The 13,672-nt window shown below is 69.4% G+C and carries 14 protein-coding genes and 1 pseudogene; 10 read left to right on the top strand and 5 right to left on the bottom strand.

Annotated elements, in window-relative coordinates; all coding sequences use genetic code 11:
* Positions 1-51 precede the first annotated feature (51 nt).
* The gene (locus CA606_RS14845; protein WP_096050413.1) at positions 52-246 is read left to right on the top strand and encodes a hypothetical protein; all 195 of its coding nucleotides are present in this window, start codon (positions 52-54) and stop codon (positions 244-246) included.
* 152 nt (positions 247-398) lie between these two features.
* Here CA606_RS14845 and CA606_RS14840 read toward each other — a convergent pair whose 3' ends face one another.
* Positions 399-1,229 (bottom strand): tetratricopeptide repeat protein, encoded by an 831-nt coding sequence (locus CA606_RS14840; RefSeq protein ID WP_181242607.1) that lies wholly within the window; start codon positions 1,227-1,229, stop codon positions 399-401.
* Between the two features lie 83 nt (positions 1,230-1,312).
* On the opposite strand from CA606_RS14840, the gene CA606_RS14835 reads away from it, so the two are divergent.
* Positions 1,313-2,713 (top strand): leucyl aminopeptidase family protein, encoded by a 1,401-nt coding sequence (locus CA606_RS14835; protein WP_096050415.1) that lies wholly within the window; start codon positions 1,313-1,315, stop codon positions 2,711-2,713.
* The gene (locus tag CA606_RS14830; protein WP_096050416.1) at positions 2,710-3,549 is read left to right on the top strand and encodes an NlpC/P60 family protein; all 840 of its coding nucleotides are present in this window, start codon (positions 2,710-2,712) and stop codon (positions 3,547-3,549) included. The genes CA606_RS14835 and CA606_RS14830 overlap by 4 nt, the downstream gene beginning before the upstream one ends.
* 215 nt (positions 3,550-3,764) lie before the next feature.
* On the opposite strand, the gene CA606_RS14825 is transcribed toward CA606_RS14830, so the two are convergent.
* On the bottom strand, positions 3,765-4,454 hold the full coding sequence (locus tag CA606_RS14825) for a c-type cytochrome (protein WP_096050417.1): 690 nt from the start codon (positions 4,452-4,454) through the stop codon (positions 3,765-3,767).
* 156 nt (positions 4,455-4,610) lie between these two features.
* Here CA606_RS14825 and CA606_RS14820 point away from each other — a divergent pair, with 156 nt between their 5' ends.
* The 3 genes and pseudogenes from CA606_RS14820 to CA606_RS20225 form a co-directional block, all read left to right on the top strand.
* Complete coding sequence (locus tag CA606_RS14820) at positions 4,611-5,348, top strand: 3-deoxy-manno-octulosonate cytidylyltransferase (protein ID WP_096050418.1); 738 nt, start codon at positions 4,611-4,613, stop codon at positions 5,346-5,348.
* Positions 5,345-6,196: a prephenate dehydratase gene (locus tag CA606_RS14815; protein ID WP_096050419.1), complete on the top strand. Its 852-nt coding sequence runs from the start codon at positions 5,345-5,347 to the stop codon at positions 6,194-6,196. The genes CA606_RS14820 and CA606_RS14815 overlap by 4 nt, the downstream gene beginning before the upstream one ends.
* Positions 6,183-6,299: pseudogene (locus CA606_RS20225) on the top strand (hypothetical protein); the annotation flags it as partial. The gene CA606_RS14815 and the pseudogene CA606_RS20225, both read left to right, overlap by 14 nt.
* Before the next feature lie 41 nt (positions 6,300-6,340).
* On the opposite strand, the gene CA606_RS14810 reads toward CA606_RS20225, so the two are convergent.
* From CA606_RS14810 to CA606_RS14800, 3 genes are all read right to left on the bottom strand, one after another.
* A complete protein-coding gene (locus CA606_RS14810; protein ID WP_096050420.1) occupies positions 6,341-7,678 on the bottom strand; it encodes an ATP-binding protein in 1,338 nt (445 codons plus the stop codon).
* A gap of 140 nt (positions 7,679-7,818) precedes the next feature.
* Positions 7,819-8,520 carry a response regulator gene (locus CA606_RS14805; protein ID WP_096050421.1) on the bottom strand — a complete coding sequence of 234 codons (702 nt, stop codon included), beginning with the start codon at positions 8,518-8,520 and terminating at the stop codon, positions 7,819-7,821.
* Complete coding sequence (locus CA606_RS14800; protein WP_096050422.1) at positions 8,517-9,023, bottom strand: MarR family winged helix-turn-helix transcriptional regulator; 507 nt, start codon at positions 9,021-9,023, stop codon at positions 8,517-8,519. Before CA606_RS14800 ends, CA606_RS14805 begins: the two co-directional genes overlap by 4 nt.
* An 80-nt stretch (positions 9,024-9,103) precedes the next feature.
* On the opposite strand from CA606_RS14800, the gene CA606_RS14795 reads away from it, so the two are divergent.
* The 4 genes from CA606_RS14795 (at position 9,104) to CA606_RS14780 (ending at position 13,652) form a co-directional block, all read left to right on the top strand.
* Positions 9,104-9,994: a branched-chain amino acid aminotransferase gene (locus CA606_RS14795; RefSeq protein ID WP_096050423.1), complete on the top strand. Its 891-nt coding sequence runs from the start codon at positions 9,104-9,106 to the stop codon at positions 9,992-9,994.
* 219 nt (positions 9,995-10,213) lie between these two features.
* Positions 10,214-12,379, top strand: coding sequence for a TonB-dependent receptor (locus tag CA606_RS14790; RefSeq protein ID WP_096053764.1), 2,166 nt, complete (start codon positions 10,214-10,216; stop codon positions 12,377-12,379).
* Positions 12,289-13,473, top strand: coding sequence for a PepSY-associated TM helix domain-containing protein (locus CA606_RS14785; protein ID WP_096053765.1), 1,185 nt, complete (start codon positions 12,289-12,291; stop codon positions 13,471-13,473). The genes CA606_RS14790 and CA606_RS14785 overlap by 91 nt, the downstream gene beginning before the upstream one ends.
* Positions 13,443-13,652 (top strand): hypothetical protein, encoded by a 210-nt coding sequence (locus CA606_RS14780; RefSeq protein WP_096050424.1) that lies wholly within the window; start codon positions 13,443-13,445, stop codon positions 13,650-13,652. Before CA606_RS14785 ends, CA606_RS14780 begins: the two co-directional genes overlap by 31 nt.
* Positions 13,653-13,672 lie beyond the last annotated feature (20 nt).

Here is a 13,672-nt window from a genome sequence, read left to right as displayed (position 1 = left end):
CGCAGGTCTTGCGCTGTCTCAACCGTTCAGTGTCGGTTTGGGACAGGTGCGATGGACTATCATGGCAAGGGGCCTCCGGTTCGCGTGTTCGCGGAGGAGGAAAAGGGCGGCGCGGCGCTTGAGATGGCGCTGCTGCTGGGACTGGCGGCGTTCTTCGCCTTCACGCTGAAGCAGGTGCTGGCCACGCCGCTGCTGAGCACCTTCACCAAGGCGACCCAGGTGGTGAGCCAGGCCCTGGCGGGGTAGGGGGCCTTAAGCGCCCCCTCCGTCTCGCCGCTTTGCGTCGATCCACCGCCCCCGCGCGCGGGGGAGGATGACTGTTTCTCTTCCTCCCCCGTGCAACGGGGGAGGTGTCGCGGCGCGGAACCGCGCCGTGACGGAGGGGGCGCTCAGGGCGTTTAGCGGCCGCCGCCGGCCCGCATGGCGTCCCAGCTCCGGGCCTGACCCGCCTGGCCTACGGCGGCGCGCAGATAGGCCAGGTTGTTGGCGACCTGCTCGGGCGGCAGGTCGGCGCGGACCAGCTTTTCGGCTTCCGGAAGACGGCCCTGCAGGCCGACCACCAGGGCCAGGTTCTGACGCACCTGGATTCCCGCCGAGGGCAGGGTCACCGCGCGGCGAAGCTGGGCTTCGGCGCCGGCCAGGTCGCCCTTGGCGGCCAGATGCATCGCGTAGTTGGCGATCGGCGTGGCCTCGTTGGGCGCCAGCGCAATGGCCTGGCGGTGCGCGGCTTCGGCCTCCTCGTCCCGCTCGGCCTGTTCGTAGGCGACGCCCAGCAGGGTCAGCGGACGCCAGTCCTTGGGCGAAAGCGCGGCGACCTTGCGGGCCGGCTCGATCGCATAGAAGCCCTGGCCCCGGGCGATGTGGGCGCGCGCCAGTTCCAGCAACAGGCCGGTGTGGTCGGGATGGGCGATCAGGCCCTTGGTCGCGGCGATGGCGGCCTCGTCGGCGCGGCCGAGAGCCCGCAGCGACCAGGCAAGGCCCGCGCCGGCTTCGGCGTCGGCCGGATCAACCTCGAACTCGGCCCCCCAGAAGGCGGCCTGGGCCAGCGGATCCAGGCGGCGCGCCTCGGCCCGCTGCTGCGGGGATGCCTTGATCGGCTCCGGCGCCGGCGCGGGCTTGGCGGTCTTGCCGGCGTCGGCCTTGGGCGGATCGGCGGCGAAGACCGGAGTCGCCAGGGCCAGGGCGATGGGGGCGAGAACGGTTGCGATGAGCGCGCGCTTGCGACACATGAAGACAAGTCTCCAGAAGGTGCGCGCATCATCCCGCGCGGGCCTCAAGGAATCGTTAAGCATAGTTTTTAAGGGTTTCGCCGATGACCGACGCCGCGCATCCGATCCTCGCCAAGGCCGACGGCCAGGCGATCCCGGTGCATCCCGTCGCGGAGTCCGAGGTCGAGGCGTTCCTGGCGCGAAAGCGCGCGCCGGTCAGGACTTACGCCGCCGCCAACAAGTTCACGGGCAAGGCCGGGCAGGTGCTGGCCGTCCCCGGCGCCAGCGGGGCGGTTGAGCAGGTGCTGATGGGCGCAGGCTCGGGCCGCGCCGATCTGTCGCTGCTGCGGGGCCTGGCGGGCAAGCTGCCGGCCGGCGACTACGCGCTCTCGCGCCTGCCCAAGGGCCTGGACGGCGAGCAGGCGGCCCTGGCCTTTGCGCTCGGGACCTATCGCTATGACCGCTACAAGAAACGCGGCGAGCCGATCCCGCGCCTAGTGGCCCCCAAGGGCGTCGATGTGGCCTTCGTCACCGCCTTGGCCCACGCCTGCGCCCTGTGCCGCGACATGGTCAACACCCCGGCCAACGACATGGGCCCGCTGCAGATCGAGGCGATCGCCGGCGAGATCGCCGAGCAGTACGGCGCCACCCTGTCGGTCGTGCGTGGCGATGACCTCTTGAAAGAGAACTACCCGGCCGTCCACGCCGTGGGCCGCGCGGCGGTCGATGCGCGCGCGCCGCGCATGATCGAGATCGCCTGGGGCGATCCCGCCCATCCCGTGCTGGCCCTGGTGGGCAAGGGCGTGGTGTTCGACACCGGCGGTCTCGACATCAAGCCCTCGGCCGGCATGCGCCTGATGAAGAAGGACATGGGCGGCGCCGCCCACGCCCTGGCGCTGGGGCGGATGGTCATGGAGGCCAAACTGCCGGTGCGTCTGGTGATCCTGACCCCCGTGGTCGAGAACGCCATCGCCGGCGACGCCATGCGTCCGGGCGACGTGCTGCAGACTCGCGCCGGCTTGACCGTCGAGGTCGGCAACACCGACGCCGAAGGCCGGCTGATCCTGGCCGACGCCCTGACCCGCGCCGCTGAGCTCAAGCCCGCCCTGACCCTGGACTTCGCCACCCTGACCGGCGCGGCGCGGGTGGCCATGGGACCCTTCGTGATCCCGTTCTGGACCGCTGACGACACCCTGGCCGGCCAGATCGAGACCTCCTCGCGCAAGGTGTCCGACCCGCTGTGGCGCCTGCCCCTGACCGAGACCTATCGCGACGCGCTGGACAGCGACATCGCCGACCTGAAGAACGACCCCGACGGCTGGGCCCAGGCGGGCGCCACGACGGCGGCGCTGTTCCTGCAGCGGTTCGCGCCGAGCGAGGGCGGTTGGGCCCACTTCGACGTCTTCGCCTGGAACCCCAAGGGGCGGCCCGGCTATCCGGTGGGCGCCGAGGTCCAGGCCATCCGCGCGGCCTTCGCCATGCTGCAGGCGCGGTTCGCCCGATGAGCGCGCCCGACCGCCGCCTCACCCTGGTTCGCGACGGCGTCGCGGACCGCCGCCTGGAAGGGCTGGTTCCCGCCGAGCGCTTCGCCGACGTCACGCCGATGCAGGTCAGCGCGCCGATCGCCAGCCTGCGCAAGGCCCCCGAGCCGGACGCCGAGCAGGAAGACCAGCTCGTTTTCGGCGAACTGTTCGACGTGCTGTTCGAGGCCGGCGATTTCGCCTTCGGCCAGGCGCGGCGCGACCGCTATGTCGGCTATGTGCTGAGCGAGGCCCTGTCGGCGCCGGTGCTGACGCCGGATCATCGCATCGCCGTTCCGCGCACCTACGCCTTCGCCGAGCCGGACATCAAGTCGGCCATTGTGGGGCTCTACAGTCTCAACGCCCTGGTCGGCATCGAGGCCCGCGAGGGCCGGTTCGTGAAGGGCGCGCGGGCGGGCTGGTTCGTCGACCACCACCTGGCGCCGATCGGCGGCGGCTTCGAGACCGACTATGTCGCCGTCGCCGAGCGGTTCCTGCACGCGCCCTATCAGTGGGGCGGCCGCGAGAGCCTGGGCCTGGACTGCTCGGCCCTGGTGCAGCAGGCGCTCTACGCCTGCGGCCGGGCCTGTCCGCGTGACACCGATCTGCAGCGGGATTTCTTTCCTGAGATCGCCGAGGCCGAGCGTCGGCGCGGCGACCTCGTTTTCTGGAAGGGCCACGTGGCCATCCTGCTGGATCCCGACACCATCCTGCACGCCAACGCCCACCACATGGCCACCGCCATCGAGCCCCTGGCCGAGGCGATCGCGCGGATCGCGGCCACGCCGACGGGCGGGGTGCTGGGGTACCGGCGGGTTTAGGGAGAGGGCAAAGCGCCCCCTCCGTCACGCGGCTGCGCCGCGCACCACCTCCCCCGCAAGCGGGGCAGGAAGGAAGCCATCGTCCTCCTCACCCGTGCAACGGGGGAGGTGTCACGGCGCCGATCGGCGACGTGACGGAGGGGGCGCTTCACGCAAACAAAAAGGCCGCGGCGCTTTCGCGTCGCGGCCTCGTTGTAGCGGATGTCGAAGAGCGCTTAGGCCTTCGGCGCGGCCGGGGCGGCGGCGGCCGGGGCGGCCGGAGCAGCGCCAGCAGCAGCCGGGGCGGCGCCCTCGGCGGCCGGAGCCGCGCCTTCAGCCGCCGGAGCAGCGCCTTCGGCCGGGGCCGGGGCGGCGGCCGGACGCGGCGGCGGAACCGGCAGCGTCGAACCCAGGCTGTGCATGTAGGCGATCATCGCCACGCGATCTTCCGACTTCTTCAGACCCACGAACGTCATGTTCGTGCCCGAGACGTACTTGCCCGGAGCCTTGAGGAATTCATACAGGTGGTCGTAGTCCCAGACCGGGGTCTTGGCCGCGAAGTCCTTCATGCCGGTCGAGTAGTTGAAGCCGGCGTGACCGGCCGGCTTGCGGCCCACCACGTCCCACAGGCCAGGGCCCGTGCCGTTGGCGTTGCCCGCGTCGAACTTGTGGCAAGCGGCGCACTTGGCCGCGACGGCCTGGCCGGCGGCCACGTTGGCCGGGGTCAGCACGGCGTTCCAGTCCGGCAGGACCTCGACGGCGGCCGCGCCACCCTCGGCGCCCTCTTCCTGGACGGCGATCTCGTAACCGGCCTTCTCGACTTCGTGCTTGGCGAAGACGATCGAGGACGCTTCCCGCAGACCGAAAATAACGAGGCCGGTCAGCAGCACGCCGCCAGCGATCTTGTTGAACGTCAGGTCGCTCATTTCAGCCTTGTCAGCCTCTTATCGGCCCGTCGAACGGCGGGCTTGAAACCCGCGCGCCGGAATCACAAGGACGAGTCTCCAGCGCGCGTCATGTTGCGCTCGCGTCTCTTACACGCTACCGCCCCTCGCGCAACAGGGCGGCGGAGATTTGAACCGATGAACCCCCTCATTCTGATACCGGCTCGGATGGCCGCGACCCGCCTGCCGGGCAAGCCCCTGGCCGATATCGGCGGGGTTTCGATGATCGTGCGCGTTCTGCGCCAGGGCCTCGAAGCGGGTATTGGTCGCGTGGCCGTAGCCGCCGGCGACCCGGAAATCGTCGAAGCGGTTCAAAAGGCTGGCGGAACCGCCGTGCTGACCGACCCCGATCTGCCGTCCGGTTCGGATCGGATTCTCGCGGCGCTGGCGCAGCTGGATCCGGGGTTCGAGCACGACGTGGTGATCAACCTGCAGGGCGACATGCCGTTCGTTGACCCTGCGGTGCTGTCCGACTGCGCGCGAATACTTAAGGAGTTCGGCGACGCCGACATCGCCACCGTCGTGGCCCCCGAAGCCTCGCCCGCCGACCGGAGCAATCCCGACGTGGTCAAGGCCGTGCTGGCCATGGAGGAGGACGGCCAGAGCGGCCGCGCCCTCTATTTCACCCGCTCCACCCTCTATGGCGATGGGCCCGTCTGGCGTCATATCGGCATCTATGGCTATCGCCGCGAAGCGCTGGAGGCCTTCAACGCCGCTGCGCCCTCGCCGCTGGAAAAGCGCGAGAAGCTGGAGCAGCTGCGCGCCATGGAGCTGGGCCTGACCATCCGCGCCGCCGTCGCCAAGACCGCGCCGATCTCCGTCGACAATCCCTCTGATCTCGAAGCGGCCCGCAAGCAGGCCGAGGAAACCCGATGAGCCTCCTCAAGAAGATCGCCTTCCAGGGCGAGCCCGGCGCCAACAGCCACGAGGCGTGCCGCACCTATTTTCCCGACTACGAGGCCTATCCCTGCAAGACCTTTGAAGAGGCCTTCGAGGCGATCAAGACGGGCGTCGCCCAGCTGGGCATGATCCCGATCGAGAACTCGATCGCCGGCCGCGTCGCCGACGTCCATCATCTTCTGCCCGCCTCAGGCCTGAAGATCATCGGCGAGCGTTTCAAGCCGATCCGCTTCCAGCTGATGGCCAACAAGGGCGTCAAGCTGGAGGACATCAAGGTCGTCAGCTCGATGCCGATCGCGCTCAGCCAGTGCCGCAATAGCCTCAAGCGCCTGGGCGTCGAGACCGAAGCCGCCGGCGACACCGCCGGCGCGGCCAAGGCCCTGGCCCTGAAGCCCAACCCGACCCACGCCGCCGTCGCGCCCGCCCTGGCCGCCGAGATCTATGGCCTGGACATCCTGGCCCGCGACATCGAGGACGAGCGTCACAACACCACGCGCTTTTTGGTGATGACCGCCGACAAGGCCCCGGCGGCGCCGGACTTCACCCATCGCTGCGTGACCAGCTTCGTGTTCCGCGTCCGCAACCTGCCCGCCGCGCTCTACAAGGCGCTGGGCGGCTTTGCGACCAACGGCGTCAACATGACCAAGCTGGAAAGCTACATGGAAGGCGGCAACTTCACCGCCACCTTCTTCTACGCCGAGGTCGACGGCCGTCCCGAAGACCGCAACCTGGCCCTGGCGCTGGACGAGCTGAAGTTCTTCTCCGAGCGCTTCGAGATCCTGGGCGTGTACCCGGCCGACCCGTTCCGGGATCGGGGGGCTTAGTCCCTCACGCGCAAAAAAGCTGTGTCATCCCGGCCGTAGCGAAGCGGAGAGCCGGGACCCAGGGGCGGCGCGCACGGCGTTTCGTCACCCCCTGGGTCCCGGATAACGCCTGCGGCGTTTCCGGGATGACACCTTATTTTGCTGCTACCCCGGCAGCCGGATCAGCGCCCGCAGGCCGCCCAGCGCCGAGCGGGACAGCACCAGATCCCCGCCCAGGCCGCGGGCCATGTCGCGGGCGATGGCCAACCCTAAGCCCACGCCCTTCTCGTTCTGGTTCCGGCTCTCGTCGAGCCGCGAGAAGGGCTTGAAGGCCTCTTCGTAACGGTCTTCCGGGATGCCGGGACCATCGTCGTCGACGGCCACATCGACCCCGCCGGTCTGACGCGGGCTGACCGTGACGCGCACCTGGTCGGCGTGGGCCACGCCGTTGTCGATCAGATTGGCCAGGGCGCGCCGGAAGGCGAGGGGACGCAGGCGGGTCTCCAGGCCTTGGGTGATCTCGGTCTCGATCGCCGCCCCGCCGCGCTCGGCGTCGGCCACCACGCCCTCGACCAGTTCCGACAGGTCCACGACCTGGATCGCTTCGCCGCCCTCGCCGCGGGCGAAGGCCAGGTACTCGTCGATCATGTGCTCCATTTCGGCCAGGTCGCCCTTCATGGCCTCCATCTGCTCGCAGGGCTCGGCCAGGGCCATTTCCAGCTTCAGCCGGGTCAGCGGCGTGCGCAGGTCGTGACTGACGCTGGCCAGAAGGGCCGTGCGCTGCTCGATATGGCGCTGGATGCGCAGCTTCATGGCGATGAACGCCAGGGCCGCCTGGCGCACCTCACGCGCGCCGTGCGGCTTGAACTCCGGATCCTCGCCCCGGCCAAAGGCGTCGGCGGCCTCGGCCAGGCGCTCGATGGCCCGCACCTGGTTGCGGATGAACAGGATGGCCACCGCCGTCAGCAGCAGGGTCGCCACCACCATCCACAGGATGAAGATGTGGCCCTGGGTGGCGTAGGCGCGGTCGCGCAGGGCGTAGATTTGCAGCACCCCGCCGTCGACCTGCACGCGGATGTCGATATAGGCGCGGTAGCGGGTCGTATCGAACCAGAACGGGTTGTCCAGCCGGTCCTCCAGCGCCTTGTCCAGCGACCGGTCCAGGGCCGCGAACAGCGAGGGGCGATGGCTGGTCGGCAGCTTGCGGCCCTTCTGGAAGGCGATCGACAGCGATAGCGCCCCTTCGGCCCGCTCGGCCAGCTTCTCGACGGCGGCGGGGCTGGGATCGTCCTCATAGGACTGCACCGCCCAGGCGATGTCGCCGGCCAGGCCCTCGGAGAGCTTGCTGGTTACGCTCTGCCAGTGGGCGTCGAAGAACGCCCAGGTGACGGCGATCTGCATGATCGCCACCGGCAGGATGATGATCAGCAGGCTACGCCCGAACAGCGTGGTCGGCAGCAGACGCTTCAGCGCCGGCGGGATGTCGAGGCGGGTGAGGGGCACCTAAATCCTCCCCCCAGCGGGGGAGGTGGCGCGAAGCGCCGGAGGGGGAAGATCACACCCCCGTCGCCGGCCGACTTCCCCCTCCGTCCGCTGCGCGGACACCTCCCCCGCTGGGGGGAGGATTTGGACGGCGCGCCCCATCAATCCGGCGCCAACCGATACCCAACCCCCCGCACTGTCTGCAGGTAGCGCGGGTTCTTCGGGTCCGGCTCGATCTTGCGGCGCAGGCGGGTGACCTGGACGTCGACGGCGCGGCCGGTGGCGTCGGCGGTGTCGCGGGCCAGTTCCAGGCGGTCGACTGGTTCGTGCAGCGAGCGGGCCAGGCGCCGTAGCAGGGTGACCTCGGCCTCGGTGATCCGCACGGCCTCGCCGTCGCAGGTCAGCTCGCCCCGGTCGGCGTCGAAGGAGCAGCGGCCCAGACTCAGGGCCTTGGGGCCGACGGGCCGCGCGGCCGAGCGGCGCAGGATGGCCTCGATGCGCAGCAGCAGCTCCTGCGGCTCGAACGGCTTGCCCAGATAGTCGTCGACGCCGCTGGACAGGCCCTCGATGCGGTCGGCGGTCTGGTCGCGGGCGGTCAGCATCAGGATCGGCGTGCGGCCGGCCTCGCCGCCCTTGGCGCGCAGGCGCTTGGTGAAGGCCATGCCGTCCTCGCCGGGCATCATCACGTCCAGCACCATCAGGTCGAAGTCCAGGGCCTCGAACAGCTTGTCGGCCGCCGCGGCGCTGGCGGCGGCGGTGACGCGAAAGCCCGCGCGGCTCAGGAATTCCTTGATCAGCTTGCGCAGCCGGTCGTCGTCGTCGACCACCAGGAGGTGGCGTTCGCGGCGCTCGTCAGGGTTCATGTGGGCATCCGTCGTCCTGGGCCGACACCTTGCCGCGATCCGGCCAACGCCGCCAGGATGCGTCGCGTGCCGGCCACCCCGTCGAGGCCCCCGGTGCGGTAGGCCCGGGCCAGCAGCGCCCGCAGCCGCTCGGCCGTGCGCTGTTCGAAGGCCACGCCCTCGGCGGTGAGGGCGGCGGGGCGGCGACGCCCGTCCAGATCACCGGAGACGCGCTCGACCAGGCCCGCCTTTTCAAGGTCGGACAGGGTGCGGCTGGCGGCCTGTTTCGACAGGCTGGTCAGCTTGGAGAGGTCCTGCACCCCGATCCCCGGCCGGCGGCGCAGCAGGAAGGCCGCGCGCCAGTGCGAGCGCCCCAGGCCCAGGGCCTCGGTCTCCAGCACCGCGTCCACGGCGGCCCACAGCGAGGCCTCGGCCAGCAGGATCAGTTCCAGCCCGCCGTCCAGCTCCTCCTCGCGGAGGATCAGACGGGGATCGTCCGAACCGGGCTGCAGCGGCGCTATCATCGTGCGGAGTCCATTTTATTTGACGCATCCCCCCACGGGGCGTCTAAGAACCGCGTTCCCAATAAGGAGGTCTTGGGCCGATGTCTCTGGTTCCCTTCGACGATCGTGACGGTTGGATCTGGCTTGACGGGCAATTTGTGCCCTGGCGCGAGGCGAAGGTGCATGTTTTGACCCATGGCCTCCACTACGCGTCGTCGGTGTTCGAAGGCGAGCGCATGTATGGCGGCGAAATCTTCAAACTGACCGAGCATACCGAGCGCCTGTTCAAGTCGGCCGAGATCCTCGATTTTGAGATCCCCTACACGGTGGCCGAGATCGACGAGGCCTGCAAGGCGACGGCGGCGAAGAACGGCCTGAAGGACTGCTATGTGCGTCCGATCGCCTGGCGCGGCAGCGAAATGATCGGTGTTTCGGCGCAACACTCCAAGATCCACGTGGCGATCGCCGTCTGGGAGTGGCCCAGCTACTTCGATCCGGCCACCAAGGCCAAGGGCATCCGCCTGACCTGGGCCAAGTACCAGCGTCCCGACCCCAAGACCGCCCCGATCGCCGCCAAGGCCGCCGGCCTTTACATGATCTGCACCATCTCCAAGCACGCCGCCGAGAAGGACGGCTACGCCGACGCGATGATGCTGGACTATCGCGGCTATGTCGCCGAGGCGACCGGCGCCAACGTGTTCTTCGTCAAGGACGGCGTGCTGCACACCCCCAAGCCCGACTGCTTCCTGGACGGCATCACCCGTCGCACGGTGATCGACATCGCCAAGGGCAAGGGGATCGAGGTGGTCGAGCGCCACATCGAGAAGGAAGAGCTGGCCACCTTCACCGAGTGCTTCATCGTCGGCACCGCCGCCGAGGTCACCCCGGTCTCGGAAGTGGGCGAGTTCAAGTTCACGCCCGCCAAGCTGTCGCTCGATCTGATGGACACCTACGCCGCCCTGGTGCGCGGCGAGGCGATGGCGACGGCCTGAGTTCATCCTTCTCCCCCTGCGGGAGAAGGTGGCCCGAAGGGCCGGATGAGGGGTTTCTCGGCATGGCCGTGCGACCCCTCACCCGACCGCCTTCGGCGGCCACCCTCTCCCGCAAGGGGAGAGGGAAAGGTGCGAGCCTCCCTCATCCCGGGGAGGAAAAAGTTGAAACGCAACGGAAGGCCAGATATTGCGACGCACTCGCATTATCAGGATCGTTCCATGTCGTCTCGTCTCGCCCTTCTGCTGTCGTCTGCACTGATCAGCGGCGCTCTGGCCAGTCCCGCCCTGGCCCAGCAGGCTGATACGACCCGCGTCGACGAGGTGGTCATCACCGGCTCGCAGGTGCGTCTGCCGCCCGCCTATGCCGGCGACCAGGTCGCCAAGGGCGCGCGCGTTGGCCTCCTGGGCGCGCTGGACACGATGGACACGCCGTTCGCCGTCACCAGCTACACCGAAGCCCTGATCCGCAACCAGCAGGCCCGCAGCGTGGCCGACGTGCTGCAGAACGACCCGACCGTCCGCGTGACCAAGGGCTTTGGCAACTTCCAGGAGCTGTACGTCGTTCGCGGCTTCCCGGTCTATTCCGACGACATGACCTATAACGGTCTCTACGGCGTGCTGCCGCGCCAGTTCGTGGCGGCCGAGCTGATCGAGCGGGTCGACGTGTTCCGCGGCGCCAACGCCTTCCTGAACGGCGCAGCCCCCGGCGGCAGCGGCGTCGGCGGCGCGTTCAACCTCATGCCTAAGCGCGCCCCGACCGCGCCCCTGACCCGTTTCACCGCCGGTTGGGACGGCGGCGAGCAAGTCTATGGCTCGGCCGACATCGCCCGTCGCTTTGGCCAGAACGACGCCTATGGCGCGCGGGTGAACCTTGGCCTGCGCGGCGGCGAGACGGCCGTCGACGGCGAAAAGCGCGACCTGACGGTGCTGGGCCTGGGCCTCGATCGTCGCGGCGACCGCGCCCGCTTCTCGGCGGATCTCGGCTGGCAGGATCACCGCATCGAGGGCGCGCGTCCGACCGTCACCCCGGCCGGCGCCATCCCCAAGGCCCCGTCGGCCGACAAGAACTTCGCCCAGCCCTGGACCCACACCGACGAGCGCCAGCTGTTCGGCGCGGCGCGCGGCGAGTTCGACCTGACCGACACGGTCAGCGCCTGGGCCGCCCTGGGCGGTCGCCAGGGCAAGGAAGACAACGTTCTGGCCAACCCGACGGCCCTGGCTGACGGGACGCTGAGCGCCTACCGCTTCGACAACGTCCGCAAGGACTCGATCCTGTCTACGGACGCGGGCCTGCGCGCCAAGTTCACCACGGGCGCTGTCGGCCACGCGCTGGTCGCCTCGGTCGCCCAGGTGAACCTGAAGTCCAAGAACGCCTACGCCTTCTCGAACTTCGCCGGTTTCGCCAGCAACCTCTACAACCCGGTGGCCGTCGCCGCGCCGAACCCGAACTTCTTCGTGGGCGGCTCCAAGAGCGACCCCAATGTCACCGAGCGCGTCAAGAACCGCAGCGTCGCGGTGGCTGACACCCTGTCGTTCCTGAATGAGCGCCTGCTGGTCACGGTGGGCGTCCGCTATCAGGACATCCAGACCCGCTCGTACGACTACAACACCGGCGCCCAGAACGGCGTCTATGACGGCGACGCCACCACCCCGGCCCTGGCGGCGGTGTTCAAACCCAGCGACAAGATCTCGCTGTACGCCAACTACGCCGAGGCCCTGGTCCCCGGGAAGATCGCCCCGGCCCAGGTCAATGGCGTGGCCGTGGCCAATGTCGGCGAGATCCTGTCGCCGTTCCGCGGCGAGCAGACCGAGATCGGCGCCAAGTACGACGCCGGCACGTTCGGCGGCGCGATCAGCCTGTTCCGCACCACCCAGCCGGCCGAGTACTTCGAAGCCGCCAGCCGTCGCTACACCGCCGGCGGCCAGCAGGAGAACCAGGGCGTCGAACTGACCGTCTTCGGCCAGCCGGCTCCCGGCCTGCGCCTGCTGGGCGGCGCCACCTGGCTGGACGCCCAGATCAACCGCGCCCTGTCGGCCACGCTGCAGGGCAAGACCCCGATCGGCGTGCCGGAGTTCCAGGCCAATCTGAACCTGGAGTGGGACATCGCCACGCTCGAGGGCCTGACCCTGGAGGGCCGCATGGTCCACACCGGTTCGCAGCAGGCCAACACCGCCAACACCGTGTCGCTGGACGCCTGGACGCGCTTTGACCTCGGCGCGCGCTACGCCTTCGAGGCCGGCGGCAAGGCGGTCACCCTGCGGGCCCGCGTCGAGAACCTGGCCGATCGGAACCAGTGGGTGGCGGTTGGCGGCTATCCGGGCGCCAACTACCTGACGCTGGGCGCGCCGCGCACCCTGCGCCTGTCGATCAGCACGGACTTCTAGCGCCGATGAAGGCCCGGACGCTCCGCACCTGGTCGTGGGTTCACAAGTGGTCGAGCCTGGTCTCGACCGCTTTCCTGCTGATGCTGTGCGTCACGGGGCTGCCGCTCGTGTTCAGCCACGAGATCGAGCATGTCCTGTTGGAGGAGGCCTGGACGCCCGCGCGTCCGAACGGCCCCAAGCTGACCCTCGACCAGGTGCTGGACACCGCCCTCGCCCGCAAGCCGGGCGAGGTTCCGGCCTATATGAGCTTCGATGAAGACCGGCCGGTGGTGAACGTCACCAGCGTCCAGCCGGGCGGCAAGGCGGGGGTCTACAGCTTCCAGCCCATCGACCAGACCAGCGGCGATCCCGCGCCGCCGGTGGCGGGGCATCCGGTGATGGAGTTCCTGCTCCAGCTGCACACCGACATGTTCCTGGGCCTGGCGGGGATGCTGTTCCTGGGCGCCATGGGGCTGCTGCTGATCGTGGCCCTCGTTTCGGGCGTGGTGCTCTATGCGCCCTTCATGCGCCGGTTGCCGTTCGGCACGGTGCGGGCCAGCAAGCGGGCGCGCACCCGCTGGCTGGACTATCACAATCTTCTTGGCGCGGTGACGGCGGCCTGGGTGCTGGTGGTCGGCGCCACCGGCGTCGTCAACACCCTGGCCACGCCGATCGTCGGCTACTGGAAGAACACGGCCCTCAAGGAGCTGACGCAGGCCTATGACAGCCCCGTCGCGCCGGGTCAGCGCAGCTCGCTGCAGGCGGCCGTCGATAAGGCGAAGCAGGCGCTGCCGGACAAGGACCTGCAGTTCGTCGCCTTCCCAGGCTCGGACTATTCGACCGACCACCACTATGCGGTGTTCTTCCACGGCAAGACGCCGCTGACCACGCACCTGACCACGCCCGCCCTGATCGATGCGCGCACCGGCGAGCTGGCCGCGATCGCGCCGACGCCCTGGTATGTGAAGACCCTGACCCTGTCGCAGCCGCTGCACTTTGGCGACTACGGCGGCATGGGCCTGAAGATCCTGTGGGCGCTTCTCGACATCGCCACGATCGTGATCCTGGCCTCGGGGCTCTATCTGTGGCTGGCCAAGCGGAAGGCGGCGCGATGAGGGGGCATCATCTCTCCCTCTGGCAGGTGTTCCGCGCGCCGACGGTCATCGCCGCCTTCAGCCTGTTTGGCCTGATCGCCGCCCTCCTGGGCGATGGTCTATGGGACTTGGTCGGGGCGCTGACGCTGGGCGTTTCCGTGCTCGCGACCATCTGGGCCCTGGCCGCGCGGCGGCGTTAGGACGCCTTACCCCATACCGC

It is taken from the genome of Caulobacter vibrioides (assembly GCF_002310375.3).
Classification (GTDB): Bacteria; Pseudomonadota; Alphaproteobacteria; order Caulobacterales; family Caulobacteraceae; genus Caulobacter; species Caulobacter vibrioides_D.
Note: the sequence above shows the minus strand (reverse complement) of the source record. Positions and strands in the feature narration are given on the sequence as shown.

Excerpts from the sequence above, each read along its gene's own strand:
- CA606_RS14845 (WP_096050413.1), top strand. The coding sequence starts at position 52 with ATGGACTATCATGGCAAGGGGCCTCCGGTTCGCGTGTTCGCGGAGGAG.
- CA606_RS14840 (WP_181242607.1), bottom strand. The coding sequence starts at position 1,229 with ATGTGTCGCAAGCGCGCGCTCATCGCAACCGTTCTCGCCCCCATCGCC.
- CA606_RS14835 (WP_096050415.1), top strand. The coding sequence starts at position 1,313 with ATGACCGACGCCGCGCATCCGATCCTCGCCAAGGCCGACGGCCAGGCG.
- CA606_RS14830 (WP_096050416.1), top strand. The coding sequence starts at position 2,710 with ATGAGCGCGCCCGACCGCCGCCTCACCCTGGTTCGCGACGGCGTCGCG.
- CA606_RS14825 (WP_096050417.1), bottom strand. The coding sequence starts at position 4,454 with ATGAGCGACCTGACGTTCAACAAGATCGCTGGCGGCGTGCTGCTGACC.
- CA606_RS14820 (WP_096050418.1), top strand. The coding sequence starts at position 4,611 with ATGAACCCCCTCATTCTGATACCGGCTCGGATGGCCGCGACCCGCCTG.
- CA606_RS14815 (WP_096050419.1), top strand. The coding sequence starts at position 5,345 with ATGAGCCTCCTCAAGAAGATCGCCTTCCAGGGCGAGCCCGGCGCCAAC.
- CA606_RS14805 (WP_096050421.1), bottom strand. The coding sequence starts at position 8,520 with ATGAACCCTGACGAGCGCCGCGAACGCCACCTCCTGGTGGTCGACGAC.
- CA606_RS14800 (WP_096050422.1), bottom strand. The coding sequence starts at position 9,023 with ATGATAGCGCCGCTGCAGCCCGGTTCGGACGATCCCCGTCTGATCCTC.
- CA606_RS14795 (WP_096050423.1), top strand. The coding sequence starts at position 9,104 with ATGTCTCTGGTTCCCTTCGACGATCGTGACGGTTGGATCTGGCTTGAC.
- CA606_RS14790 (WP_096053764.1), top strand. The coding sequence starts at position 10,214 with ATGTCGTCTCGTCTCGCCCTTCTGCTGTCGTCTGCACTGATCAGCGGC.